At 63.8% G+C, this 23,620-nt stretch carries 26 protein-coding genes; 6 read left to right on the plus strand and 20 right to left on the minus strand.

Annotated features, from left to right (window positions below):
- Window positions 1-17 precede the first annotated feature (17 nt).
- Together FHR04_RS12035 and FHR04_RS20990 are read right to left on the minus strand one after the other, a co-directional pair.
- Complete coding sequence (locus FHR04_RS12035) at window positions 18-1,874, minus strand: PRC-barrel domain-containing protein (protein WP_139403632.1); 1,857 nt, start codon at window positions 1,872-1,874, stop codon at window positions 18-20.
- Window positions 1,875-1,928: 54 nt separating this feature from the next.
- Window positions 1,929-2,066, minus strand: a complete 138-nt coding sequence (locus tag FHR04_RS20990; protein ID WP_170213939.1) for a hypothetical protein — start codon at window positions 2,064-2,066, stop codon at window positions 1,929-1,931.
- 322 nt (window positions 2,067-2,388) lie between these two features.
- Here FHR04_RS20990 and FHR04_RS12040 point away from each other — a divergent pair, with 322 nt between their 5' ends.
- Together FHR04_RS12040 and FHR04_RS12045 are read left to right on the plus strand one after the other, a co-directional pair.
- Window positions 2,389-2,631 (plus strand): hypothetical protein, encoded by a 243-nt coding sequence (locus FHR04_RS12040; RefSeq protein ID WP_139403633.1) that lies wholly within the window; start codon window positions 2,389-2,391, stop codon window positions 2,629-2,631.
- A 281-nt stretch (window positions 2,632-2,912) separates the two neighbouring features.
- Window positions 2,913-3,548, plus strand: coding sequence for a YqhA family protein (locus FHR04_RS12045; protein ID WP_139403635.1), 636 nt, complete (start codon window positions 2,913-2,915; stop codon window positions 3,546-3,548).
- Window positions 3,549-3,660: 112 nt separating this feature from the next.
- Here the strand turns inward: FHR04_RS12045 and FHR04_RS12050 are convergent, their stop codons facing one another.
- The 8 genes from FHR04_RS12050 to FHR04_RS12080 all read right to left on the minus strand — a co-directional run bounded on the left by FHR04_RS12050 (window position 3,661) and on the right by FHR04_RS12080 (window position 9,434).
- Complete coding sequence (locus FHR04_RS12050) at window positions 3,661-4,590, minus strand: hypothetical protein (protein WP_139403637.1); 930 nt, start codon at window positions 4,588-4,590, stop codon at window positions 3,661-3,663.
- A 29-nt stretch (window positions 4,591-4,619) separates the two neighbouring features.
- A complete protein-coding gene (locus FHR04_RS12055) occupies window positions 4,620-5,048 on the minus strand; it encodes a YsnF/AvaK domain-containing protein (protein ID WP_139403639.1) in 429 nt (142 codons plus the stop codon).
- A gap of 8 nt (window positions 5,049-5,056) precedes the next feature.
- Window positions 5,057-5,590 (minus strand): YtxH domain-containing protein, encoded by a 534-nt coding sequence (locus tag FHR04_RS12060; protein ID WP_139403641.1) that lies wholly within the window; start codon window positions 5,588-5,590, stop codon window positions 5,057-5,059.
- A 61-nt stretch (window positions 5,591-5,651) separates the two neighbouring features.
- Entirely contained in the window at window positions 5,652-6,473 is an 822-nt protein-coding gene (locus FHR04_RS12065; protein WP_139403643.1) for a PRC and DUF2382 domain-containing protein, read from the minus strand.
- A gap of 551 nt (window positions 6,474-7,024) precedes the next feature.
- The gene (locus FHR04_RS21420) at window positions 7,025-7,468 is read right to left on the minus strand and encodes an integrase core domain-containing protein (RefSeq protein ID WP_249039100.1); all 444 of its coding nucleotides are present in this window, start codon (window positions 7,466-7,468) and stop codon (window positions 7,025-7,027) included.
- Window positions 7,469-7,900: an IS3 family transposase gene (locus FHR04_RS21425; protein WP_249039101.1), complete on the minus strand. Its 432-nt coding sequence runs from the start codon at window positions 7,898-7,900 to the stop codon at window positions 7,469-7,471.
- A complete protein-coding gene (locus FHR04_RS12075; protein ID WP_139403645.1) occupies window positions 7,897-8,184 on the minus strand; it encodes a transposase in 288 nt (95 codons plus the stop codon). The genes FHR04_RS21425 and FHR04_RS12075 overlap by 4 nt, the downstream gene beginning before the upstream one ends.
- Before the next feature lie 362 nt (window positions 8,185-8,546).
- Entirely contained in the window at window positions 8,547-9,434 is an 888-nt protein-coding gene (locus FHR04_RS12080; protein ID WP_139403647.1) for a hypothetical protein, read from the minus strand.
- A gap of 41 nt (window positions 9,435-9,475) precedes the next feature.
- Here FHR04_RS12080 and FHR04_RS12085 point away from each other — a divergent pair, with 41 nt between their 5' ends.
- Window positions 9,476-10,141, plus strand: coding sequence for a hypothetical protein (locus FHR04_RS12085; protein WP_139403649.1), 666 nt, complete (start codon window positions 9,476-9,478; stop codon window positions 10,139-10,141).
- A 58-nt stretch (window positions 10,142-10,199) separates the two neighbouring features.
- On the opposite strand, the gene FHR04_RS12090 is transcribed toward FHR04_RS12085, so the two are convergent.
- The gene (locus FHR04_RS12090; protein ID WP_139403650.1) at window positions 10,200-11,849 is read right to left on the minus strand and encodes an MBL fold metallo-hydrolase; all 1,650 of its coding nucleotides are present in this window, start codon (window positions 11,847-11,849) and stop codon (window positions 10,200-10,202) included.
- Between the two features lie 33 nt (window positions 11,850-11,882).
- Window positions 11,883-12,383: a hypothetical protein gene (locus tag FHR04_RS12095; RefSeq protein ID WP_139403652.1), complete on the minus strand. Its 501-nt coding sequence runs from the start codon at window positions 12,381-12,383 to the stop codon at window positions 11,883-11,885.
- Between the two features lie 252 nt (window positions 12,384-12,635).
- On the opposite strand from FHR04_RS12095, the gene FHR04_RS20995 reads away from it, so the two are divergent.
- Window positions 12,636-12,812, plus strand: a complete 177-nt coding sequence (locus FHR04_RS20995; protein ID WP_170213940.1) for a hypothetical protein — start codon at window positions 12,636-12,638, stop codon at window positions 12,810-12,812.
- Window positions 12,813-12,995: 183 nt separating this feature from the next.
- On the opposite strand, the gene FHR04_RS12100 is transcribed toward FHR04_RS20995, so the two are convergent.
- Complete coding sequence (locus tag FHR04_RS12100; protein WP_139403654.1) at window positions 12,996-13,472, minus strand: hypothetical protein; 477 nt, start codon at window positions 13,470-13,472, stop codon at window positions 12,996-12,998.
- Between the two features lie 1,041 nt (window positions 13,473-14,513).
- Between FHR04_RS12100 and FHR04_RS12105 the strand changes: the two genes are divergently transcribed.
- The gene (locus tag FHR04_RS12105) at window positions 14,514-15,821 is read left to right on the plus strand and encodes a replication initiator protein A (RefSeq protein WP_139403656.1); all 1,308 of its coding nucleotides are present in this window, start codon (window positions 14,514-14,516) and stop codon (window positions 15,819-15,821) included.
- Window positions 15,822-15,872: 51 nt separating this feature from the next.
- On the opposite strand, the gene FHR04_RS12110 is transcribed toward FHR04_RS12105, so the two are convergent.
- The gene (locus FHR04_RS12110) at window positions 15,873-17,126 is read right to left on the minus strand and encodes a hypothetical protein (protein ID WP_139403658.1); all 1,254 of its coding nucleotides are present in this window, start codon (window positions 17,124-17,126) and stop codon (window positions 15,873-15,875) included.
- Window positions 17,127-17,771: 645 nt separating this feature from the next.
- Between FHR04_RS12110 and FHR04_RS12115 the strand changes: the two genes are divergently transcribed.
- Entirely contained in the window at window positions 17,772-18,386 is a 615-nt protein-coding gene (locus tag FHR04_RS12115; protein ID WP_139403660.1) for a hypothetical protein, read from the plus strand.
- Here FHR04_RS12115 and FHR04_RS12120 read toward each other — a convergent pair.
- From FHR04_RS12120 to FHR04_RS12140, 6 genes are all read right to left on the minus strand, one after another.
- Window positions 18,383-18,592: a hypothetical protein gene (locus FHR04_RS12120; protein ID WP_139403663.1), complete on the minus strand. Its 210-nt coding sequence runs from the start codon at window positions 18,590-18,592 to the stop codon at window positions 18,383-18,385. The genes FHR04_RS12115 and FHR04_RS12120 overlap by 4 nt on opposite strands.
- A 384-nt stretch (window positions 18,593-18,976) precedes the next feature.
- The gene (locus FHR04_RS12125; protein WP_139403664.1) at window positions 18,977-19,534 is read right to left on the minus strand and encodes a hypothetical protein; all 558 of its coding nucleotides are present in this window, start codon (window positions 19,532-19,534) and stop codon (window positions 18,977-18,979) included.
- Window positions 19,531-21,237, minus strand: a complete 1,707-nt coding sequence (locus FHR04_RS12130; RefSeq protein WP_139403666.1) for a tetratricopeptide repeat protein — start codon at window positions 21,235-21,237, stop codon at window positions 19,531-19,533. Before FHR04_RS12130 ends, FHR04_RS12125 begins: the two co-directional genes overlap by 4 nt.
- A 25-nt stretch (window positions 21,238-21,262) precedes the next feature.
- Window positions 21,263-21,583 (minus strand): thioredoxin family protein, encoded by a 321-nt coding sequence (locus tag FHR04_RS12135; RefSeq protein WP_139403668.1) that lies wholly within the window; start codon window positions 21,581-21,583, stop codon window positions 21,263-21,265.
- Window positions 21,584-21,592: 9 nt separating this feature from the next.
- Entirely contained in the window at window positions 21,593-21,751 is a 159-nt protein-coding gene (locus FHR04_RS21000; protein WP_170213941.1) for a hypothetical protein, read from the minus strand.
- A gap of 188 nt (window positions 21,752-21,939) precedes the next feature.
- Window positions 21,940-23,595, minus strand: a complete 1,656-nt coding sequence (locus FHR04_RS12140) for an IS1182 family transposase (protein WP_139403670.1) — start codon at window positions 23,593-23,595, stop codon at window positions 21,940-21,942.
- Between the last annotated feature and the right edge of the window lie 25 nt (window positions 23,596-23,620).

The raw sequence follows: 23,620 nt of genomic DNA on the forward strand, positions 1-23,620 counted from the left end.
GTCAGAGGCAGGCGTCTTTAGCTCTGTGGCTTGGGATCGGTGGAGGTCGTCCCGTCAGCGACAGTGTGCTGTGTCAGGTCTGGCTGGCTCTCCAGCGCGCCCTTGCCGTGCTCGTCGGGCCGGCTGTCCAGCGGGTTGATGTCCGGCGTCTCCTTGCTCACGCTGTCCAACAGGATGTCCAGCACGTCACCCTGGGTGGCCAGCTCCACGGCCTTGTGGGTCACGATCTCGCCCAGATTCAGGATGATGCTGTCGTCGGGCGCCAGGATCACACGGTTGACCGGGCGGCCCAGGGCGTCCTTGATCTTCTGCTCGTGGGCGGCCTTCTGACGCTCCTCCAGGGCTGCCCCGGCATCCTCCCGGCGCTCACCAATCCAGCCCTTGGCGCGGTCCAGCAGGGTGCTGGCCCCACTCGACACGTTCTCCAGCCCTCCGGCCAGGGCGGCGCGGGTGTCGGTGCCGCCAGACTGGGTCTGGCGCACGCCAGTGGCGGCCAGCAACTGGTCCGCGACGCCCAGATGCTGAGCACGTTCCACGATGGCCGCTGTGACGATCTGGCCCTGCGCGGCCACCAAGCTGCCGCCCGGACCACGCACCTCGCTCTTCGCGCGGCGGCCAATGGCGGCCTCGGGGCTGCCCGGATCCACACGGTCTCCTGCCCGCGCACTCTGGACGCTGCCCGCGAGCGCCGCGGCGGTCAGGGCGCCCAGCTTGCCGGTCTGTTCGGCGTAATCCGCCTGGTACTCGGTGATCACGCCACCTTTGTAAACAATCGTTTCGCCCGCGTCGGTGATCACGTCCTGGCTGGCTGTTTTGCCCACCACGTAAGCTTTCTGGCGCTCGGCCGTGGCCCCGCGCAAGTCCTCGAAGCTGCCCTGCACGCGGTCCCTGGCGTCACCGTAGGTGGCCACGATCACGCCCCCGGTGGCACTGGTGGCCAGCGCCCCCAGCTTGCCATCCCGCTCGGCGCGCTCGGCCTGCTCGGCGGTGATGATCTGGCCCTTGGTCACGATGGTGGAGCCATCCTCGGCCAGCAAGTCACCCCCAGCCTCCTTCCCCACCACGTACTCTTTCTGGCGTTCCCTGGACGCGTCGGCAATGTTGCCGTAGGCGTCGGAGATCGCTCCGCCCGTCGCTGCTGTGGCCAGGGCCGTCAATTTGCCGTTCTCTTCAGCTTGCTCCGCCTGCTCAGCAGTGATGGTCTCACCCTTGCTCACGATGACGGTGCCGTCGTCCAGGGTGAGGTCGCCGCCCGCCGTCTTGCCGATGGCGTATTCCTTCTGGCGTTCCTTGGTGGCGTCGGCGATGTTCTCGTAGACGCCCTTGAGCGAGTCACCGGCGCTGCTCAAGGCCCCCTTGAGGCCGCCCGGCTCCTGTTCTTGCATGGCGGCCGCCACGGACAATGGCACCATGGCGGTGTCCGTCCCGATCTGCACAGCATCGGGGGCAGGCACAAAGGTTCGCCCATTGCTCAGGTCCGAGAACAGGCCGCCGGTGGTCTCGTAGCCTTCCACCTTGCCGGTCGTCTCGTCGAAGTACACGTCGGCGATCTTGCCCAGGTCCTGACCGTCGGTGGTCAGCAGCGCCATGCCGATCAGGCTGATCTTGCTGTCCAGCACATCGGCCAGCCGGCCATCGTCACGAGTGGTGGTGACCTGGTCCGCCGAGTCGATCATAATGGCGTCCTCGCCGATGGCGCGGATCATCTCGAAGGGCACGACTTTGGCGGCGCGGAACCAGCCGCCCTCGTCGACCAGCAGGCCGAGGACCTCATTGGCCTGGTGATCGAAGATCAGGTCGTGCACGCTGTCGATGCGCTGGCCGGAGTCGAGGGTGACGATGTGCCGTCCCAGAATGTCTTTGCCTTTAATCACGGGTTACGCTCCAAGAAGAGGTTGAAAACGGAGAAGGAGGAACCGCCGGGCGCTTTAGATAAAGCCCAGATTGAGGATGCCCTGCGGTTTGAGGTATAGGAAGTACGCCAGCAGGAAGAGAACGATGATGATCAGCAGGATCAGCAGCCAGGTGCCGCCCCCGCCCCCACCAGTGCCTTTAAGTCGGGTCATGTTGCCTCCACCCCAAAATTTAGAGTGATTGGTCTGACCGTGGGAAATTAAAGGCTGCGGTGGAGCTTTGCTGAACCTTGGCGTAATCTTCAGAGAATGGATTGAAAAGGCTGGCCTGCTCTGAATCATCAGGCCGTGTGACCATTAGATGCAGAGGTCACGAGGATGCCTTCGATGATCTGCTGGCTGCGGGCATACCAGCCAAGGCGTACCACGTCAGGCCGCCAGGCATCGCCCCACACGATGAGGGGCCTTTGCTGAGCTGAGGACTCCCCTGGCTCCAGCCTCACGTTCACAATTTCCCGTGTCCTCTCCTGACCAGATGCCCCATTCCATCCTGGTCCAGGAGGTTCCCACTGCGGAACAGCTCGAAGCGATTGTTGAGGCAGTGGTTCAGGCCGGCTTTCAGGATGTGACCGCGACGTACGGGCCAACCCCTCATCCCGTGTCCGGCACGGGCCTAACGGTGGTGCTCAATCATGCGGACCCGGAGCGCATGGCCTGGGCCAGGAAGTGCTGGGTGGACGAATTGACCCGGCTGGGTTTCCACGTCAGTCTCGCCTGAGCCTGGCGGGCCTCCAGCACCTCACCCGCTGGGAGCAACCAGACGCTCCGCCGAGCGCAGTCCCCCATGAAAATCCCCAGACTCATCCCGACGGCAGGAGCTGGCGGAGCACGCCCGCTAGCGGGCCGCGCAGCTGAGCAGGGAAGAGCTCTGACGCCACGCCCGGTGAACGATGACGTTCAGGGCTTGGTGAAGTGGCGGCCCTAACGGGCTGCCGCTGCCGATCCCTACACTGCTCCGCACGCCCCATGCCTGCCCGTGGGCGTCTTCCGAGGAGAGTCATGACTGTACGCCCCACCCCCAGCGACGAGCGCCCCCTCACCCCCTTCAGCCGGGCCATCGGCCAGTCGCGTTTCATCGTCCTGCTGGCGGTGGTCTCGGTGATGCTGGTGGCCGTCGCGCTGTTCCTAATCGGCGTGATTCAGGCCGGCACCGGCATCTGGTCTGCGATTCTTGCCGTTTCAGACGGCAAGTTTGAGGCCACGCCACTGACCATCGCTTTTCTGGAGATCGTCGCCACCATGCTCAAGGCGGTGGTGTTCTACATTATCGGCGTCGGGCTCTACAGCCTGTTTATCGCGCCCCTGAACCTGACCGTTTCACTGGGTGTGGAAACCCTGAGTGACCTCGAGGACAAGATCGTCAGCGTGGTGATCGTGATCCTGGCCGTGACCTTCCTAGAACATTTTGTGCGCTGGGACAACCCCCTGGACACCCTGCAGTTTGGCGGCGCGCTGGCCGCTGTGGTCCTGGCCCTGGTCTTCTTCCAGCGTCACAGCCACGCGGCCAAGGAAGCGCAGCAGGCCAAGAATCCGGACACTGTGGCGCGGGCCAAGAAGGAGATGTTCGAAGAAGACACAGTCGAGCATGAGATCACCGAGCAGGAGATCGAGGGAAAAACGCAGTCCAGGGGATGAGGGGAAGGGCCAATGACACGGCTGCCCCAGCGCTCCACATCCCAACAGACCCCACCTCTCTCCACCAGAAAGCGGCCCGACGTCATGTCGGGCCGCTGCGTTGACCTCTGGGTTAACGAATCGGCGTGCGGGCAATCGCGCGGTGCGTCGCCGCACTCCTGGCCCCAAAGATGCTCGCCAGCAAGGTCAGACCCGCGGCCAGCAACCAGCCCCAGCCCGCCGTGCTCGCCGCCGTGCGCGCCGCCGACTCGGCACTCTTGACGGCCTGATCGGCCTGCTGCTGAATGCGGTCCACCGACTGATTGATCTCGCTCTGCACCTCGGTGGCCTGGGCGTTGCTCAGCCCCTGGCGCTCCAGACGGGTCACGAACTGCGGGCCACTCAGCGCCTTCTTGATCGAATCCACGCGGGCCTGGGCGAAGTCGCCGATATTGGCCAGGTCCACGTCGCCCAGATCGTTGCTGGCGCGGCGCACGATGCCGGTTACCACGTTCGCGGTGGCGCTGACCTGCGCCTGGTTGAGATCGGTGTTGTCAGCGATCAGTCCTTCAACGTCGGCCGGCGTGATGGTGTTGAAGAAGTTCTGGATGCCGGGCACCTGCGCACCGGCTGCCCCAGCTGCACCCGCGGCCGTGGCCGTCGTTCCGGCCACGGTCCCCAGCACATTGGTGGCGGTGCCCACCAGGCGGGAGGCGCTGTTCACGGCAAACACGGTGGTCAGCAAGATCAGCAGGCTGCCAACCACCAGCCCCGTCAACGTGGCGTCATCATGGGTCATAGCGGCGATGCCGTCCTCGTTGCGGGTGGCGGGCGCAGCAGACCGTACGGCAGTCAGTCCAGCCAGGTACGCCCCTACCAGCGCCGCAATGCCCGTCCAGATGGCGGCGGCGATGCCGACGCCCGAGAGGGTCAGGCCCGTCAGCGCCGTAATGACGGTGCCCAGGGCGATGATGGTGAAGGTGGACACGAGGCCCACCACGAGTCCAGCAACCACACCGCGCCAGGACAGGCGGTGGGACAGGGCGTCAGCATTCAGGGTCATGGAACTCCTTGAGGAAAAAAGAAAAAGGCTTAGTCAGAAACGTCAAGCTCGTGAATCAGGGCCGGATCGCCCTGCACGTCAAGCACCTCACGGCGCAGCGTCAGGGTTTCCTCGTGGATATGCGTCTGGCCCCGTTTGGTCAGGGTGACGTCATACAGCGGCACCACGGTCTTCTGGACTTCCGCACGCTCCTCGGCCAGCGTGACCGTGTAGGTCTGGCCGGGCAGCAGCGCCTGATCCCCCAGAAAGGCCCGGCCCGTGCCTTCACGCACCGAGATCTCGAGGGTCTCGGTGGTCAGGGTGACGGGCAGGGTGATTTCCCGCTCGGTCAGCACTTTGCGGATACTCACCTCGCCGACCTGCTCGCGCACCACCTGCACCGCGGCGCGTTCCTCAAGCAGACGCAGTTCACCCACGACGGTGGGTTCACCGGAGAGCACGGGAAACTCGTCGTTCATGCGGGCGCTCAGTGCCGATCCGAAGTGCGCTTCAGCTCATCCGCTTTCGACTCGGCGTCGCGCTTGACATCCTTCACGGCGTCCTTGGCGTGATCGACAGTCTTCTCGCCCGCGCGCCCAACCTCGCCGCCCAGACGCCCCAGGGCGTCTTTCGGGCTGTTCCCGCCCAGTACGTCGCTGGCCATGTCCTTCACGGCGTCGCCTGCACGGGCCAAGTTGCCCTCGATTCCAGGACTAACCCGCTTGAGCAGGCCGTTGATCTGATCCCGCACGCCCGGATTACTGCGGTACAGGGCGTACACGCCGCCTGCGAGCAGCACCAGACCCCAGGGGAAGCCACTGGACGAGCGCTGCTTGCGGATCTCTCCGAGTTCCTGCCGGATGGTTTGGAGTTCAGCGCCCTGTTTGGTCAACGCCGCCAGGGTGGCCGCCTGCTGTTTAGTCAGCGCTTTGGCCGTTTCCAGAGCAGCTTTGCGCTCCAGATGGGTGCCTGCACCCTGCACCGTGTCCTTCACATTTTCAATCGTGTCGTGAATGCTCATGTGGTTTCTCCTACAAAGTGGGCCGGGACGCGCTGCGCCCGGCCCATGAAATCGAACCGGATCAGGCCTTGCGCCCGTCCGTCACGGCCTTGCCGTCACTGTCCAGCTGCACGTCGCCGCTCTTGGTGACTTCCAGCACTTCCTTGCCCACCGTCTCAGTCACGGTCTGGCTGTCGGTCACTTCCCGCTTGCCCACGGTGACTTCCTCAGTCACGAATGCCTGCTTGCTGACGTTGGCCCGCTCGGCTTCTAGATCAATGTGCAGGGTCTGCGAATCCGCTCCCAGGACCGCACCTTCCACAGGACGGGCGTCGGTCACCGCGTGGCGCTCGATGACCACTTCCTCGCGCTCGAGTTCGACGCTGACCTGTTCCTGGCGGGTTTCGACACGCTTGCCCACCTCGACGCTGCCCGCGACGAAACGCTCCTTGTTGACCATCAGCCGCTCCTCGAGCAGCTTCAGGGTGTCCGGAGTCGTAAAAGCCTGCCGGCGGTAGGTGGCCTCATCGGTGTCGGGCGCGCGCAGCACCCGCTCGTCAGCCATCTGGGACTCGGCAGCATAGACCTGGCCGTCGTGGTACTCGCTGAGGTTGCGGGCCTGATCTTTCGTCAGGCCATCGAAGGACGCGCCGTCCTCGGTAAAACGGGCCTGTCCTACGGGGATCAGTACCTGCTTGCTGGAGAACCAGCCGCCCACGTCCACGATCAGGTACTGGATCTCGCCGGTGGTGGGCAGGACCAGGGCGTCGCGGACGGTGCCGATCTTCTCACCGTTTGCGCCGTACGCGTCGTTGTCACGGGGGTTGTAGACCCCCGTGCTGGAGAGATCGAGCTGGTGGTCATGGTCAAGTTCGGACATGCGGACGAGGTTCATCTGGGTCATGGAGGTCTCCTGAAGACAGCCTCCCGTCGGGGAGGCTGGGATGTACTACTTCACTATGGGCGCTGGAAAGAGATCCCAGCTCAGCCGGGCTTTAGGTCAGCACAACCTGTCGTTGAGGAAAAGTTCAATCTTGAACTTCGGTGGCATCCCGTGTCCGGGACGAGAAAACCGCTGGCCTTAGGACAGAGATCCCGGGGGCGGTGGAACGGAATATCGGGTTCTGCGGTCCGTGACAGGGCCACAGGCCGCCCAGGGTCACGCTTTCAAGTGAGATCCAGGGGCTGAACGAGCACGTTCCGCCTGGCAGGGCGTACTGTCCACCCGAACCATCAGCAGCTAATGCCTATGGCCTTTGAATCCCTGCCCTGCATCTCGGTGGACAGGATCACCGCTCGCTCACGCTCCCACTGCTCGCCGTTCAGTTCAGCACACTCCGCAATCCAGATGAGCCGGAAGGGGAAATCAATGCGGACACAGCCCGACTCTCCGTTTCGCCCCTCCCACAATGTGGCGCGAATGGCGGGAGAGGGGGTAGTGCTCCAAGAATCCCGTCAAGCGGCGAAGAGAGACTTCGCCGACGCGATCAGTTTATCCCAGGGGTAGGCATACCCAAGAGCCGAGTGCAACCTCTGCGTGTTGTACCAATGCTGGAATTGACCGCACTGGACGCGAAGTTCGGTGATGGACCGCACCTCCTGCCGGAAGATCCATTCGTATTTCAGATTTCGGTTGACCCGTTCCAGAATCCCCATTCCACCGCGCTGCGACACTTTCGCCCTGATCCAACAGCCCACCTCCTCACAGGCCTGCCGGAACGCCTGCGACGTGAAATCTGACCCTCCGTCCGACATCACCACAATGCTTTCTTTAACCCCGTGGCTATGGAGCAGCTGTAGTCCGGTCTGCAGCGCGGTAACCGCGCTGCTTGCTGAGAGATTGCGAACCACTTCCAGGTGCAGCACGGCGCGGCTTCCTACATCCAGCACGACATACACTCAGGCCGCGCCATCCGTGAGACTGAATCGGGTGGCGTCAATTTGAACCCGGCGCCCCTCGGGCCACAGAAGGGGCGTCAGGATGGGCACAGACGGACGCCGTGTTTTTTTCGGCTGGGCTGGAATCAAGTCCAATTCCTGGAGCAAGCGTCGAACCTCATGACGGCCAGGCGCAGCCTGACCGTGCTGCCTGGCCAGTTGACGCTGAACGCGCCGATAGCCGTAGGTCGGATTCGCCAACGCGACGTCCCGCACCTGATTACGATGGGCTGTCTGTCGCGCTTGACGCGCTTTTTCCTGCTCCACGTGACGCCGAGCGTCACGCAGCTTCCAGTACGGCAAGTCGACGTCCCGGGCGAAGCTGGACAGGCTGACATGAGGTTGGTCTTGGAGCACCTCGGTGTAGAGCGCGAGGGCCTGCGGAACGCTCAAAGACCCCGGGCTTTTTTTGCAATATAGAGGGACAACTCCTTCTCACCCAGCAGACTTTTCAGCCGCTCGTTTTCCTGCTCGAGGGCTTTGACGCCGTGATCGATGTGATCGCCAAGGAGGCGGGCCGTGCCCGCCTCCAGGAACTGCGTGCGCCACTTATGAATCAGGCTTTCAGCGACGCCATGCTGACGGGAGAGTTCCGCCACCGACTGTTCACCGCGAAGGACCGCGAGCACAATCTGTTCCTTGATTTCAGATGACCACGTTTTCCGTTGCTTTCCCATATGTTCCCTCCAGTGTGCCCTACCCTCTCAACGGGTTGGGGACTTTCTGTCGGGATTTCTGGAGCACTACCGGGCCTTCCCAAAGTCGGCTCAAGCCCTCAAGAACGTTCTAGCCGGGCTACCAAGTGGCGGCTTCGCCGGTCCGTCCGCAACTGGTGCAGCAGCTCGCCTACCTCCGCCCCTTCACCTCCCGCAACCTCTCGCAGGGCCGTCAGGTAAATCCGTTGCGACAGCTCCGACAACCCCACGAACTTCCCGACCGGATCCGTGCCCAGGCGGGGAAGATTGACCGGCCACAGCTCCGACACTGCGCTCATCCACGTCCCTCCGGTCTGTCCATCATGCGGCGCCTGAGCAAGCCCTCAGTTCCTGAAGGCCAGACTGGCCAGCTGCGCCGAGTACCGCCCAGGCGCGGTCTCTTGCAGGGTCAGCACGCCGGTCAACGTGTTCTTGTCCTGGTCCACAAAACGCCACAGGCTTGTGACCGTCTTGCCCGTCGTGCTCCGGTTTAGCGGGATCCAACCGGCGGCCTTGAGCTGGACGCCGTAAGCGTCCAGCAGTTGCACGGCGTTCAGGGAGGACTGGACGGAGGCGAAGCTGCTCCAGCTGCCGCCGCCCCCACCCCCACCGCTCGGCTGAACCGTGGTCCCGCCCGGCGGCCGCAGCACCGGAAGATTGCTCCGAGAGCCCGCGTCTGATCTCTCCCGGAACTGAATCTCTTCGCGCAGGTTCCGGTTCTTGTTGAGATTCAGCGTCACCTGGGTCATCCCTCCTGCCCGCCCGATATAAGCGCTGAAGCTGACCAGTTGCTCCAGGCGGTAGTACGCCAGAGAGCCCATGTCCTCGGCCGATTGGAACCCTCCCTCCTGGGAAGGCCCAAAATCGCCTTTGAAAGGGGTCCAGCCCAGGGTCTTGAGGGCGCTTTGCAGGCCCGCCCGCACCTGAGCGGGCGAGGCTGAACTGTCGAAGAAGATGGTCTGTGAATTGGGCAACTCGGGACCGCTGCTGGTCCGGATCACGCTGCCCACCAGGCGCCCTGAGGGCAGGCCAGGCAGGGGACCGAGCGGTTGGGGCGGCAGCTGGCCGACGAGCAGCTTGACCTGAATGCCGCTCGGCCCGTAATCGCTGCCCAGGGCACGCTGGGTCAGTTCGCGCTCCCGGGCGAGGTCCGCAGGGGAGGGCACCGGAGAGGGTTGGGCAAAAGTCGTCGAAACTGCGAGCAGGGCCAGCAAAGACGTGAGACGGTTCATGCAACCTCCGAAGGGGATGGGTTAGGTGTAATGCACAAGCAGTGAAGCCCACGCTTACCCTACCCAATCCACTGCCGCTTTTCGGCTCACTTTCGTGCCCGCCGCAGGCTGTGATAGGCCGCTTGGTACCCCTGTTCTGCTGTAAACGACATGGGGCCAGGGAAAGGAAACGGGTTCTCTCTGGAGCGTGCGCTGCTGGACAGGCCCGGATTATCCTGGAAACGCAGGACTGGCGGGTCCTCAACGACTTGTACGCTCAGTCGCTGTGGCAATCAGGGCCGCAGCTCAGCGCTGGCGCAGCTTTCACGCGTCTGGAACCCAATGGCAACACCGGCGAGGTGACCTTCACGGGCGCGTTTGAGCCGGATGGAATTTACGCCCTCATCATGCCCACCTTCAGCGACTGGTTGTTCAAGACGCCAAGCGGCGAGCCGCTTGCTAACGGCAACATCCTCTTGAAGAGCAATATCAATCAGGCCAGAGCAGGGCGGCTCGACTTCCGCATCGACAACGATGTCAGGAGTTTCAAGCTCTACAGCAGCGTGGACGCCTTTCAACTCGCCCTCGACCCCTACCGCGACACCTCCAAGCTGCACAAATGGAACGCCCAGCACCCCGCCCCCGTCCTGCTCTTGAAGCTCAGCGGACATTTCGGGCCGGACGCTTACAGCGTCGTGTTGCCCACATCAGTGAAAAAGCAGCCCTGAGTGGGGCCTGCGCCTGACTGAGGCGCAGGAGATCGGTGGGAGACAGTAGCGCATCCGGCTAGGCCACGGTCTCCTCGGCGGCGCGGTCTTCCTCGGCCTGCCGCTGACCCTCCAGCGCCTCGGCGTCATGCTCACGCAGCTTGACCCGGCTGGTCTTGCCGCGCAGCACCTCCAAGGTGTAGTCGCCTTCCCCGAACAGTGCGCCGTCGAGCGTCTCCGGCAAAGCGACGCGGACCTCGTGCGTCTCGGGGTCATAGCGCACCTTCACGGTGGTGCGGGCATGACGTTCTTTCATGGCCTCTAGCTTCTTCGGGGCCGTATTTATGAATGATCCTCGGCGCTTCCCACTGTCCTTGAGCGGCACCAGTTCACCGGCTGTCGGCAACCCGACGTCGTGCTTGCTGTTCAAGTACCCCGCCAGGTTGCTTCGCGCCCGCAGCTCGCCGTGCGTCAGGATCACCTTGCCCGGCGCGTAGCGCGCGATCATCCCCAGCAGTCCGCCCCGGTCCGCATGGGCCGACAGATAGAAGCGCTCCACCCGCGAGTAGGCCGACACCGGCTCAAAGCCCTCCCCCCTCGCGGCGGGCAGCATGACCTCGCCACCCTGTTGCAGTTCTAAGAGCCGTCGCCCCGGGCTCTCGGCGTCCTGGTAGCCCACCACGAACAGCGCGTTCTCGGCGTGCGGCAACCACGCGCGGGCGTACTGCGGGCTGGCCCCGGCGTGCAGCATGCCCGACGAGGCAATGACCACCGCAGGCCGCTCTGAGGCCAGGATGCCCTCGCGCTCACGTTTGTCCTTGACCAGGTTGACGGTGCCGGTCAGGAACGGCCGCTGCTTGCTGACCTTGCTGCGGTTCTGCAATGCTTCGGGCAGGAGGGGCAGCATATCCTCGTAGGCCTCGGTGATGCCCCGCGTCAGCCCGTCCAGGTGGATCGGCACCGCCGGCAGCAGGCCGCCCGCCATGGCCGTCTGCAGGATCTGGGTGATCTCCTGTGCGCGGCCCAGCGCAAAGGACGGGATCAGCACCCGGCCCCCACCGCGCAGGGTTTCTCCGATGGCCGTGACGAAGGCGCGCACCTGCTCCTTGCGGCTGGGCAGCAGGGTATCGCCGTAGGTGCTCTCCGAGACCACCGCGTCCACCGGCGTCACGGCGGCGGGCAGCCAAGCAGCGTCCACCACGGGCGTGGAGATGTTGCTGACGTCCCCGGTGTGGAACACGGCGCGGCCCCCGCTCTCGATCAGGACGCTGGCTGCGCCGAGGAGATGGCCACTGGGGAACAGCGTGAAGGCGAAGCCGTGATCACTGACGCGCGTGAAGTACGGGACCGGGCGCAGGCGTTCCAGCGTGCGCTTCATGTCGCCCGCACTGAACAGCGGCTGGCCCTGCATGGTGGTGACCTTGAGGGTGTCTCCCAGGACGAGGGTGGCGATACGGGCGGTGGCCTCGGTGCAATAAATGGGGAGCTTCGGGAAGCGTCGGATGACCACAGGCAGGGCACCCACGTGATCGAGGTGGGCGTGGGTCAGCACCATTGCGGTGGGCGGGTGTTCGGTAAGGAGGCCGAGCTGGGGCAGGGCGGCCTCCCCGATGGAGCCGGGGCGCGCCCCGGCGTCGATCAGCAGGTGGCCTTCCTTCAGCAGATACAGGTAGCTGCTGGCTCCTACCTCGTCCGTGCCGCCGAGGCCCAGGAAATGCAGATCACTCATGAGGCCTATTGTGGGCCGGGTTTTGCTCCCACTTCATGTCCGCAGTTTGAGGCGCAGGCCCGCCAGTAGGGCCAGGGCCAGCACCGTGATGCCCAGCAACGACAGCGGAATGGCCGTCGGCCCAAAGGCGTCCCACAGCGTGCCGATCATCGGCGCGGCCAGCACTGGCCCCAGGAAGGCCCCCGCGAACACGAGCGTGGGGGCCTGGCCGCCTGGCAGTGCGCGGGTCATCCACACCAGTCCGGTGGTGAAGACCGGGGCCAGGAACAATCCGGTCAGGGCGTAGGCCACCACGGCCAGGGAGGGCACGGTGGCCAGGGTCAGGCTGCCTGCGGCCAGCAGCAACGCCGCCGTGACCAGCCGGGCCAGTGGGACGCGCAGGGCCAGTAGCGCGGAGATCAGCCGTCCCACGGTGAAACTGATCCAGAACAGGGCCGAGAGCTGGGCCGCCGTGCCCGTGGCCAGGCCCAGGGTGGCTTGCAGGTGTGTGACATCCCAGCCCCCGATCCCACTTTCCACAGTGACGTACGCCATGAAAAAGAGAAGAAAGCCGCCCAGCAGAGGATAGGAGGACCGGACGGCGGGGAGGGCAGCGGGTGACGCGGCAGCCCAACGTCTCTCCGCGCACCCCCAAGGAACGGGCGCTGGTCGGCGCATCCCAGGCAGCCGCCCGGCTCAGCGGGCAGGGGCGAGAAGGGCCCCACCCGAAGGAGTCGCGGCCCGCATCCCGGCCCAGATCACAGGGCCCGCTCCCCACCCGGCGCTCGCATGGTCCCCGGAGGTCCGATGAAGATCACCGAGCACGGCGCGCTGGAAATCCTCTTCCCTGAACGCCGGGACCCCGAAACAGAGCGCCGCCGTCTGGCCACACTGGCCCGGGGCTGCGAACTGTTTCCCGATGAGCTGCTGACCCCCGAGCAGCTGAAGCGAGGCCTCCCCCTGCCGGCACGGCGACAGCGGTAGTGACGTGTCCGTAGGCCCTCTCGCCCCAGCGCACCCGCTGGGGCGATGCTGATGGCAGCGACGCGTCGATCACCGGCGAGCTCGCCCGCGAGGCGCAACAGCCTGTCAGTCTGCCTGACCCCCAAGACAGCGCACTTACCCAGCAGCCGGGAAGGTCCGAGCGGCCTCCGTATCCCGATGTGGTCAGAGCACGAGATCGAGCACGGTGCCGTGCTCGTCTCTGGCCCGCCATCGCCACTGTTTCACTCCTCTCGCGGGTCCGCATCCACGCCGTTCTTTGGTGAGGAGGGGAGCGAACGTCAGGTCCCACGGCCACAGGACGTTGTGACTGAGCTGGAGGCCAGGCCCGAACAGCCGTTCCTGTACGTCCCGCTCGCGGGGTGGGCAGCGGTGGGACAGCGACAGGGCGTGGCCGATGATGCTCAAAGGGAAACGGTGATGGTACGCCTTCGCTTCGGTCACGGTCCTGGCCTTCTCGTTGAGCAGGTGCATCAGCAATCGCCCTGGCGTCTCGATCTTCTGTCCCTTGAGCCGCCACTTCTCCAGCCGCTGAATACAGCGCCGCACTTCCTTCACTCCCAAGTGGACCAAAGCCTTGTAAAACCCGATGGCCGCCACCGCGTGCGTGGCCGGATCGTCGTGGTGAATGGCGATCTGCACGGCGAACTCCCACAGTTCAGGATTGGCATTCCGTAATCTGTCTAGACAACTCTCTGATCTGTTGGTCATTGAATCAAGGGTGGGGGGAAGCGTTCCTCGCGCGCCAGCGCGGGTGATCAGTGCCGCCCCATCCAGACAGCGCAGCATGTCATCCCTGGCCTTTTCCGCTAAGGAAGCTCCTGAATCCCTAGCGGGTTTTCCACAATCCCTTTGTTCTTGGGTAGTGGTTGAGCTTCCTTTAGTCGTCTCACCTTGAGAGGTGCAGCCTGAGACGAGAAAAATACTCGATCCCTTCCCGCGCCCGGCCAAGAGGACATGACGCCATATGCGCCCCTACAATTATCTGGCGTTAATCAACAGAGACAAGATGGCTCTTCCCTGCGACTTCACACCCTCAATCTTCTCTCAGCCCAGGCGCCTGCAAAAGCTGACCAGCAGAAAACGTCCTTAAAGAACGTCATAAATGGATCAGAGATCTTTGTCTGTTAACGCCAGTTATGCTGAGAATTGCTGCTCCTTGATCTGAACATCCTTCCAAACCTTCAAGCCACAGGCACCCACCTCGCCTCCCCTCCCCCTTCCCTCTGACCCCACCCTTTCTGCAGGCGAGACCTGTCCTCCCAGGCTGTCTGGAGCCCTCCCCACCCTCTCGCTACCTTTGAGTCACGCCTATCGCTAGCTTTGAGTCAGAGTCGACTTTTTCACGTGCCCAACGCACAATACCCACCCACGCTAGCTTTGAGTCACCTGGAGCAAAATCGCCCAGTTGGGCACGCTACCTTTGAGTTCCGACTGTCCTGGACCTCTCGCTACCTTTGAGTTTCAGGCCCGCAAATGACACGCTACCTTTGAGTCAGACCCACGCTACCTTTGAGGCAAAACCAGTCAAAAGGCACGCTACCTTTGAGTCTAACAGGGAAAAATCCACGCTAGCTTTGAGTCATGGAAGCAGAAAAACCCGCGCCCAGCGCAGGTCTGTTTTTGCCCTTGATGATGCAATCAATCTTTTTTTCTCTTTTTAAATCACTATAATCATCAATCATGCAGCAGGGCAACGAACCGTTGATCAACGAATTGACCCTGGCCCGGTCTGGCGTCTTCAGCATCCTCAACCGGGAGAGCGGCAACGATCAGCGCTGGGAAACCACCTTCAGCATTGGGGACCGTGACTTCTACGTTCAGGGCGTTGCCGCGCGGGGCCGTCCACACGGCGTGGACCCGGATGTCCTGCTCGCCCTGCAGACGCTGTTTTTTGAGGCCGGGTGCCCGGACGACGATACGGTGGAATGCACGGCGTACGCGCTGCTCAAACTGACCCCCATGGGCACCCGTGGAAACGCCTACAGCAGGCTGCGCGACAGCCTGCTGCGGCTGGAGGGCGTGAGCTGGCTGATGCGGGTCTCACGGCAGTCTGGAGGGCGCTCCCGCGGCACCACCGAGACCAGCCGCCTGATTGACCGCATCTCGGTGCGAGACACCAGCCTCAGCGCCAGTGGGGAAGGCGGCACCATCGAGGCCGGCGCGCCGCTGCGGGTCACGTTCTCGCGGCACTTCGCGCAATCGATTCGCGAGGGGTTCTACCAGATTCTCGATGCCGAACTGCTGGGCGACCTCAAGCAGCCCACCGCGCGCAGTCTGTACCGGGTGCTTCAGGCCCACCGGGTGGGCGATGACGGCTCACTGGCCCGCGAATTGCCCGTGATTATGGCCGCCTGGCGGGAAGCCACCGGCCTCAGTGGGCAGCGGTCCAACAACGTCAAGCGCACCCTGGACGGCGCTCACGCCCACCTGATCGCGGCGAAATACCTGCGTGACGTCGCGTATGAAGGATCGGGGGAGGGCACCCGCATCACGTACGAATTTGAGGGCGAGGTTGATCCGGAACTGGTGAAGTTGCTGACCGACATGAAAGTGACGCGTCCAGTGGCCGAAGCGCTGGTCACCGAGCACCCGGAGCGGATTCGTGAAGTGGTGCAGGCGATGCGGACGCGCCTGGCCCAGGGCTTTAAGCCGCGCTCGCTCGGCGCCGCGACCGTGGACGCCGTTCGGAACCCGGAAAAGTACGTGGCGGCGCAGAGTCCTGGGCGCAATGACACCGCCGCACGGTCCAGGACCAGCGGCAAGGCCAGGGGTGAACCGCAGCCCGTGCTCCTGCCCCTGACCCAGAGCGAATCCCTGGGCATGATCCGGAACATTCTCAAGGTCAAGCTGGGCCGCGCGCCGCACGCCGCCGCCGTCGCGCGCCTCGCTAGCCTGCCGCAGGACGCCATCGAGCAGCTGGTCGCGGCCGCGAAAGGTCAGGGCGACTTGATCGAAGCGGTCCGGGCCGCCACAGGCGAGGCCCCCTGACCGCCAGTCCACGCGCCTGGTTCCAGGCACCCGCCGTGGGGCGTCCTGGGCTCAGGCCAGCACACGCCCGGGCTCAGTGCCCAGATCATGGATGTTGAACCCGGTGGCGGCCCGCGCCTGCTTGTTCAGCAGGTGCATCAGCAAGCGGCCTGGGGTCTGGATCGACTGACCCCCGAGCCGCCACTTCTCAACCCGCTGGATGCAGCGCTGCACCGCCCCCACCCCCAGGTGGACCAGTGCCTTGTAAAACCCGATGGCGGCCACCACGTGGCTGGCTGGGTCATCGTGGTGGATGGCGATCTGCACCGCGAATGCCCACAGCTGCGGGTTGGCGTCTCGCAATCTGTCGACACACGCCTCCAGACGGTCTGTCAGGGGCTCAAGGGTGGGGGGCAGGGTTTCCCGCTCCCCTGCGCGGGAAATCAACGCCGCCCCATCCAGGCAGCGCAGCAGGTCTGCTCTGGCGCCGCCCGCTGGGAAAGCTTCTCCTCGGGTCGCCGTGGGTCTGCTCCATCCGCCTGGCTGTGGGTCAGGGATGGATCGTGCTGTCGTTTCAGGATGAGCATCGCATGGCACGACAACAGGCTGAGACTGCTGCACGCTCTCGGCGAAGAAGGCGGCCTCCAGGTCTGCGGGGATCACTGGCTCGTACAGACTGACGCTGAACAGCGTGGCGACGTTGCGGCGAGCGGCGGTGTCCCCGTCGGTGCGCTGCACCTTCTGGCTTCTGAGCCACAGATGGGCCAGGGGATGCTTCAAGGCCCGGTAAAAGGTGGCCTCGCTCATCCCGCATTCGCGCGCGAAACAGAACTTTCCGCCCACCAGCTGCACCACCTGTTCGCGGGACTGGAGGGGCCGCCCGTCCTCGCCCACCTTGAGGTAGCAGTGCTTGCGCAGCTCCTCGATGATGCGGATCAGATTCAGTCCCTGGGAGCTGGTCAGCCTCCCTCCCGCCAGGCTGGTGGTGCTGATGCCGGTCAGGATCAGGCGCCAGTCGCGGGACACGCTGCGGCTCAGCTTGGTCAGGTGCTGCCCCGCTTTGTACGGGAACATCACCGGCCAGAAGGTCTTGGTGGGCGTGTAGCCGCTCAGCACCGGTTTGGCCCGGATGCTCTTGCGGTACAGGCCAACGGCTTTCAGCGCCTCGATAGGGTCAATTGGGAGGCGCGTTGTCAGAGAGGTGGGTGGACCTCGCGGCGCAGCCTGAGGCTGCCCGGCCAGCAGCGCGGCCTTCTGGGCCTCCAGAAACGCCCGCCGGCTGGCCTCTGTGGCAAGACGCTCCAGCGTCAGTCGGGGAGCCGTCATGCCGGCCCGCCCACGGTCCGTAAGAGGCCAGGCAGGCCCGCAGGGCTCCAATGATCAGCGATCTCTTGTTGGGCGGCCGATAGGCTTTGAAGTGGAGGTCGGCTGTGCGCGGGTGGTCCAGCAGTGGACGCCGGTGGGGGGTGGCCCAGAGGAGCTGGGACCTCCGTGGACTCGAGTGCTCCACGCCGTTCACGGCGCTCAGGAGCACCAGCTTGCGGGTTGGCGACGGCGGCAGCTTGAGCGGATGGCTCGGCGCGTTCTGTGGTGATCGACAGACGGGCCGCTGCGCTGAATGTCACTCCATCCGGGGGCAGTTCGGACATGGCGTCTCCCAACTTGCAATAAGGGGGCCTTCTCCGTTAAGCTGCGGGTGTTTCTGGCCCTTGTGCTTAATGAGGAAGTTGGCTTGAAGAACTCCGCTGCCAGGCGGGGTTTTTCATTGGATTGTGCGTGTCGACGTCAGTTCACATGGGTTGAGCCTCCGTTGAGCAGCGATGGGAGCACGGTCCGGTGATATGGATATTTACGTTACTACTCATTGGAGGGCGGCGGATGAGGGTGCCGGCGCTGCGGTGGTAAAGTTGCGACGATGGCGAAAAGATACGCTGGACACTATTTGAAGGTTTTGAGAGAAGGGTCCGAGAGATGAGTGTCATCAAGGTGTTTCGTTCGGCGGCCTTCACCGATCTGGCGAAGGAGATGAACCGCTTCGGGGCAATGCTGCAGTTTGAGACCGAGGCCGTTTTTGGGAAAGAACTGGTGACCCAGGCCCTCCGGCAACGCATTTGCGCCCGCCGCAAAACAGCATTGGGCCAGATCCTGTTCCTGCTGTTTGCGGGCCGCCGGTTGGCCGGCATGGCTGGGCCGTTCACGCCCACAGACGACGGGTTGATGAACGCGGTCTGCCTGCGTGACATCGGCCAGCGGCTGGAAGACGCCGGATACGCCATTGATCTGACGGTCCGCAAACGGGCGCTGGTCTTCACACCGCCGGGCAAACAGGTGCTGGTCCTGGCGCAGCACAACGGGTATACGCTGGCCGCCCTGCGTCGGCTGCACCGGGAGTTGGTGGGTGGTGGGGCGTTTGACCAGATTCAGGTGTTCACGTACCTGACCCCTGAAGGCGTTGAGGAATTGACGGCGTTTCTGTACGATCCCCCGCGCCGGAGTCCGCCCATCGACGTGCGCGAGCTTGCGGTGTTCAGCTTGCCCCGGCCCACGCCCCATCGGGAAGCAACCCTGCCCACTGGCGTGATCTAGGCCACCTGTTCGGTTTCCTGGGTATGGGGGCTGCATTCAACGCCCAGCTCGGTCAGACACACCAGAAAGGTGGAGCTGTCCAGGGACAGGAGATACCCGACGCCCACGGCGGCGCCGGCAGCGATAGCCCGGTCATACGCCTGATCCAGCCGGGCAGCGGTCCAGACCATTTTCCGTTCCAGGCTCTGGGCATTGGCGCGCTCCATCCGGTCGAGCAGTGCACTGAGCTGAAACGCAAGCTGAGCAACATCGCTCAGGTGCTGATCGACGCGCGCGCGGTCATCTGCCGGACTCGGGGGGCTGTCCTCTGGAGGGACGCTCTCGTCTGTGAGAGAGATGGGTCTTCGTGGGTTGCGGGAATTCGCCTGCGGTTTCCGCCGCTCAGGCTCGGGAGAAGAAAAAATGCTGGTCTGAACTCTCAAGGTTCACCTCCTGCCGCTCATCCCTGGGGACGCACGGCAGGATACGGGGCGGGCGGTGGCTGGTGGATCACACTTCGCCAACAGTTGCCCAACAGTTGCCCAACATTTGGCGGCACGTCGGAACATTCTCAGTCGCTCGGCGAAGGGGCAACTCAAGCCGCGTGGTGTTCAGCGGGTCGCCTCACCACTCAGCCCCGCCAGGCGACTTTCGAGCGTTATGATCTGCCATTCCAGCTTCTGAAGCGACTGCGCGGCCCCCGAATGACTGGGATGCCGCTCCTGCCAAGCCATGGTCATGGTCTGAAGCTGCCGCAGGGCACGCAGCTCATCGCGCGTCGCCTCCAGCTGTTCGCTCTGCGCCAACGACGCTGGATCGAAGGCGGGCGCGGTGTACGCGAGGCCCTGAGCGGCGAGGTCACTGACCAGCTGACCCAGTTGCCGCTCGTACCTGTCGATCTGTTGGGTGAGGAACGTGGTCCAGTAAGGGTCCACGTCAGGCTTGTTCAACTCGAACCGGTACCAGTACAGGCCCTGGTATCCCCGGTCTGCCGAGGCCTTCAAGGCGGCTGATGTCGGCGGCTGTTCCCCCGCCTGATCTGCCCCAGACTGAGCGCGCCGCGCATACTTCAGGACCTGGCCTTCGAGATAGTGCCGCTCCGCGGGCGTGGCCTCGGCCAGCAGGGACTGCAAGACTTCCAGGGGCGCAGCGCGGTTCTCCGTCGTCATGGTGAATCTCCCTCCGCAGGGCTTCTGCGTTTTGCCAGCCGATGCTGGAATGTTTTCACGTTGATGCGCTCGTCCAGCAACTGTCCCAACAGTTCGGCCAACAGTGTCCGCTCCTGACGCAGATGACCGCCGAAGGTTTTGGGGACGGTGCCGTGGGTTCGGGCCAGCTCCCGCGCGGCCATCCGCCACAGTCCCCCCTCCTGCTCGGCGACCCTCACATAATGAAAGATCAGCAGGGCGGGGGGAATGACAGGCAGCTGGCGTGTCCCCGCACCCCAGCCCACTGTCAGCGCGCTGGCCATCCGTTCCCGCTCGGTGGATTGATCGCGTGGCATCGCGGCGTCGATGCCGAACGTTTCCAGGGTCATCTGGAGGAAGGGAAGCCGAGTGGCGATGGCCTGGCCATGTACCCGGATGGGCCGCCCGTCCACAAACACGGACGGCAGGGTGGCGTCGACCAGTTCGGGCACGGAATGCGGTGAAAAGGCACAAAAGGCCGCCGCTTTAGGGTGCCAGTAGGTCAGGATTTCCGCCAAGCCCAGGCGGGCCGACCTGGAGGGTTCCCGGCGAAAGAGCTGCTGCAGCTGCTGGCAGAGTTGGGCTGGAGGTTCGAGATCAATGCCATCAGGCTGCAAAGCAATGTCGAGCTTCATGCCGAGCACCAGCGCTTCCACCACTGGAAAGTTGGGCGGGTGCAACATGATGCGTTGGGCCGACAGGTAGATCTGCCCCAGGTTCAGCAGCGCCACGCTCTGCGCCCAGCCGATCACGCCGTCGAACGTTGGATTATTACCCTGCAGATGCTTGAAGAGCTCAAGGGCACGCGTTAACCCCTCGCGCTGGCCGGTATTGACGAACGCGATGAGGGCCTGAAGGCCCGCATTGATTTGGTCACGGTGAAGATCACGGCAGGGTTGGATGGCCTCCTCGGGAGCCAAAAGGCCGGACAGGGCGCGGATGTACTGCCGGCTGGTCAGCGCCGGCACATTCCCAGCGTCACTGCCCAGGATGAAATCAATAAGCGTCAGGGCCTCGGCGTGGTCGCCCAGCATCAGCAGGATATTGGCGACGTTCAGACCGGAGAACAACCACAGGTTGGTGCCTGGCAGCGCCACAGTGTTAATGACTTGGTATTCGCGCAGGGCCGCCTGGATCTGTCCCAGCCGCAGGGCCGCCCGGGCATAGCTCATCCGCACGGAAAAGGTGAGCTGCGGGGTCTCCAGGGGCAGGCTCAAATAAATGGCCTCCCCAGCGTGGGCCAGGGCCAGATCGTACTTTCCGAGATCAAAATACAGGCGGCAAAGATTGTATTTCAGGACCACCTGCGTTTCGATATAAAAGTCATCCACCTCACCGTCGCCCTCACCGTAATTGAGATGCGGCTCAAGGGTACGAATGGCCGGATCGATCTGGTCAACGCCGGGATGGTCTTCCTGATTTCTGCTTTCACGTTCGCTGAAAATCAACAGGGCAAGCGCGTGAACCCGGATGGCCCGGTCCCCGGATTTCAGGCAGACCTTGATGTCGGCCATGGCCTGGGTCAGGTGTCCGGCGCGTTCGAGGAGGGTGGCGGCCCTTAGCCGGGCAATGGGGGAACGGTCCGGGCTGAGTAGGGCCGCCGTCTCGAACAAAGACCGCCCCTGGGCCGCCTGCTGGGTTTTCCAGTCGTACCAAGAGCGGGTGTCGCGCAGGGCGTCGCCCACCGGCACGGCTTCCTGAAATGAAGACTCAGGGATGCACACTCCTGACTCCTGCGATACGGTCCCGGTACACCCGCGCAGGATGGGCACCCAGAATCAAGTCCACCGGGCGCCCGTCCTGGAAGACCACCACACTGGGCAGGCCGGAAATCTGTTGAGCGAAGCGGGTTCTCAGCTCAGTGTCCGCATTGACTGAGGCGAAGTGCACTTCACCTTGCCACTCGCGCGCGAGGTCGGCCAGAATGGGTGACACCACCCGGCAAGGGGCACAGGTGGGTGACCAGAAATCAACCACCCACAGGCCCTGTTGAATCATTGGTTCAAAGTTGTCGTCACCCAGCTCGATCATGGTTGCGTCTCAATCACAAATCCGGCCACAGTCCCAGTCCGAGATGCCCTGGGTGGTGATGCCACCCGCGGTGGTGGAGCCAGAGAGCGCCGCTGCCAGCGCGCCCCCCTGGAATCCGGCACCCAAGAGCCACACCGCCAAGCTCAACTTCAGGATCGCTTTCATCATTTTCCTCCCCACACCGTTGTCGGTGCTGGGCTGTATGGTAACCAGTTTAGGGGAACTGTGGGTCAAGTGTTGGCGTTCTGTTGGTAACAGAATAGCCGGCGGTCAACCTAACAGCATATGTCTATCCCTATCGAACGCCTCCAATTGCCAATACTGACTCTTTCCTAGATTTGATACCGCTGGCTTACTCAGGCGACCTGTGCCAGGACGCGCTGGAAAGCAGCCACGCGGGTCCGAGCGCGCGGCTGCCCGTCCAAGTGATCCGCAACCCGCAGCAAATTCAGTGCCGAGGCCGTGCAGAGATGTTGCAGGCGCGTCTTCGCCAGTCCGCAATACCGTGACCGTCGCATGCCCGCGACCCGGACACCGACCGACATCGTGCCCTCCACTCCGGCCCTTCTGGCATACAGCGCGGCGAATTCCCCGGTCTGCGTCCACCCCCGCCATTCCAGCAGCGCCTCATGCCGTTCGCGCTGTTGAAGGGTCACCGTTCGCCTTGATGACTTGGTGCAGTGGATCTTCAAAGCGCAGTTCCCGCAGTCCGTCATGGAGAACTTGACCTTGACCACAGCCCGCTGTCGCTGATCCAGTACATTGGTCCAGCTTGCGCTGACCTGCCCCGCGGGGCAGGTCAGCATCTGGCGTTCCCAGTCGACCTTGAAGTGCTCAGCGGCGAAGCCTTGCCCGGCCCAAGCTTGCCAGCGCTGGTCCTGCCGGGCAGGACCGATGAGCTTCACATCGTGGTCGCGCCGCTCACTCACCAGCAACCCCGCGCTCAGGTAACCCATATCCACGAGATGCGCCCCTGGCAGCAGTTGCCGGGCCTTCAAGTGGTCATGAACATCTTCGAGGACGTCGAAGTCCTGGGTGTTGGCAATGGTCGTCTCCACGTTCGTGATCAGCAGCGGGAGATCGTCGTCACAGGCCTCAGTGAGGTGGACTTTGTATCCGACCCAGGAGGTCGAGCGTTTCTGGCTGTAACGGGCGTCCGCATCGTAAGGCGAGCCCACGAACATTGCGCTGGGGGGGATCTCGTCGTTCGTTCGCCAACGAAGGGTTCCCACCTCGGTCGGCGTGAAGTTCTGAAGCCAGACGCGCCAGAGAATCTGGATGGCAGGTAATTCGCACAGCCAGCGGGGCGCGTCCTGTGCCAGGACGGCCTCCAGGAGCTCTTTCCCATCAGCACCGAGTTGCAGCAACAGAGCTTCACGCTTGGCTCGCTGGCGTTCGGCCACTTCGGCCGTCAGGTCGAAGTGGCTGGCATAGCGCTGTGCCCAGTTTTTCTGGCCGTGCTGGACGAGCCACTCGGGGGCAGCGATAGCCAGCACGTTCAGGGCGTGCCGAAATGCTTCCCCGACCAGACTGACACGATTGAGGGCCCGGACCGCAGCGAGCACGTGGGTTGAATCGGTCCGTTGCTGGCCGCGAGCGCGCAGCAGTTGCTGCGCGCGGAACCGCTCGAGAAGCCGCTCGAACAGCAGGTGTTCCCCTTGCCCTTCAATCAGCCGGGTGCGGAACTCCGACAGGACACTGGCATCAAAGCCGGGATGATCGAGGGGCAGGGCCAACAGATATTTGAGGTCAATGCGCGCCCGGACCGCATCGGCAGCACGTTCGTCACTGAGGTTCTCCACGAATTGTACGAGGGTGACCAGGGCGAGTTGAGCGGGGTCGATGGCGGGGCGGCCTTCTAAGTGAAAGAGGCTTCTGAAATCGTCGCTGTCAAACAAGTCACCGAACGTGTCCCGGAGCGTGAGGTAGCGGTGGCCCTTTCGGAACACAGCTTTGGCGACGCGGGCGGTCTCTTCCGGCACCTGGCCGGGGTGGCTGTCCTTCAGGCTCATATACCCACCTCCCTCTTCCTAAAGC

The sequence above is a fragment of the Deinococcus radiopugnans ATCC 19172 genome, from assembly GCF_006335125.1.
GTDB lineage: Bacteria > Deinococcota > Deinococci > Deinococcales > Deinococcaceae > Deinococcus > Deinococcus radiopugnans.